The 1,826-nt window shown below is 53.4% G+C and carries 1 pseudogene; it reads right to left on the bottom strand.

The window, feature by feature from the left end:
* Positions 1 to 1,826 (bottom strand): annotated as a pseudogene (locus BM114_RS13995) (helicase); the annotation flags it as partial.

Here is a 1,826-nt window from a genome sequence, read left to right as displayed (position 1 = left end):
TCCACCAGTTTTCTTTTGATTTCCGAATACACGTTCCATTCTCCGGGCTTGTATGTCCCCAAGTCAGAGAATACGAACTGCGTTCCTTTCTGTGCATCATACTTCCGATAATAGTCATTGAGCAACTTCGCACAATGGCTCGCCTTGTTGTCGATATGATCCGAGTACCCCTCCAAATCTATCATGCGTAAATCCAAGCTCATCTTTCTCGCGTAGTCTGTGGCGATGAGCATCTTTGCCTTTTCTTCGCTCTCGCTGAGTGGTTCGCGCCCGAGCAACGTGGCATTACCCGTCTTGGCGAACTCCATCAGCTTGCCGATGAATTCTTCCTGTTCGGGTGTTGGCGGTATGTTGTGCAGTATCTCGTTCTTCTCGGGGCGGTCGATACCGATGTCCTTTGCCGTGCGGAAGTCGCAAATCTCCGCATAGAACGAAGCCAGCTCCGGCACCTTGATGAAGGTGCGGAACCGCTCCTTCTGGATAATCTCATTGGTGATGGAGAACTCATAGTCGGTGGATTTCTTGGCAAAGACTGCCGCCCATGCGTCAAAGCTGTTGATACCCTGCCTCTCCAACGCCTGCGGACGGAGGTACTTGAAAAGCAGATAAAGTTCGGTCAAGCTGTTGGAAATAGTTGTGCCCGAAAGGAAGGTTGCCCCCAAGTCCTTGCCCGACCGCTCCTGTATGGTGCGGATGGCAAAGAGCATGTTCAGGGCACGCTGTGAGCCGTCGGGATTGCCCAAGCCCGACACCCTGTCGTGGCGGGTGTTGAACATCAGGTTCTTGAATTGGTGACTTTCATCGACAAAGAGGTGGTCGATGCCCATCATTTTGAAGTCCACGGCATCGTCCTTGCGCTCGGCGATGCTGTCCTGTATGTTCTGCAACTTCGCTTCAAGTGTCTGCTTGCGCTTCTCCAAGCCTTTGAGCATACCACGGGAGATGTCCGCTCCCTGCATACTCAGGACTTCGAGGTTTTCCTCCACGGAGTCCATCTCCTTCTGCAGGATAGCCTCCTGTATCTCCAGTGCCTGCGGTATCATGCCGAACTGCTCGTGCGTGAGGATGATGCAGTCCCAGTCATTGTTCTTGATGTCGTTGAAGATACGCTGGCGGTTCTGCTTGCTGAAATCGTTCTTGCCCGGATAGAGAATCCTTGCATTGGGATAAGCCTTGCGGAACGTGTCGGCAATATCGAATACGTTTGCCTTCAGTCCGATAATCATCGGTTTGTTCGCCAAGCCCAACCGTTTCATCTCGTAGGCTGCCGTACACATGATGAGTGTCTTGCCCGCTCCCACCTCGTGGTCGCAGATACCCCCGCCGTTGGTCTTGAGCATCCATACGGCATCCTTCTGGCTCTTGTAAAGGTCGGCAATGCCTAACCGTTTGAGGTCAAGGTCGGGAAAGGTCTGGTGCGTGCCGTCGAAGTTGGATCGCACAAAACAGTTGAAAAGACGGTTGTAACGGTCGGAGAGCTGCTGCTTGAACGTGTCGGGGGTCCGTCCGAGCCAATCGACAAAGCCCTGCCGTATCTCCTCAATCTTGGCGTTCGCCATCTGTATGGCGTGCCCGTCCCGCACCTTTATCGTCTTCTCGTTGCCCTCGGCATTAAGCACCGTCTTGCTCTTGTTGATGTCGGGTATGGTGTTGTGCAGGGCGTGCTTCAGAAGGTTGATGCCGTCATAGCGGCGGAACTCGCCCTGCACGGCATACTTGTGCCAGATGTTGGCATTCTTATGATCACAGACAATGGAATACTCGTCCATGTTGGAATGGTAGGACACGCTGATGTCCGTCTCGAAGAACTCCGAGGCGAACCTGCC

Origin of the sequence: Prevotella sp. KH2C16, assembly GCF_900113305.1 — a bacterium.
GTDB lineage: Bacteria > Bacteroidota > Bacteroidia > Bacteroidales > Bacteroidaceae > Prevotella.
The sequence above is the reverse complement of the archived record's forward strand: the minus strand, read 5'-3'. Positions and strand labels throughout refer to the sequence as shown.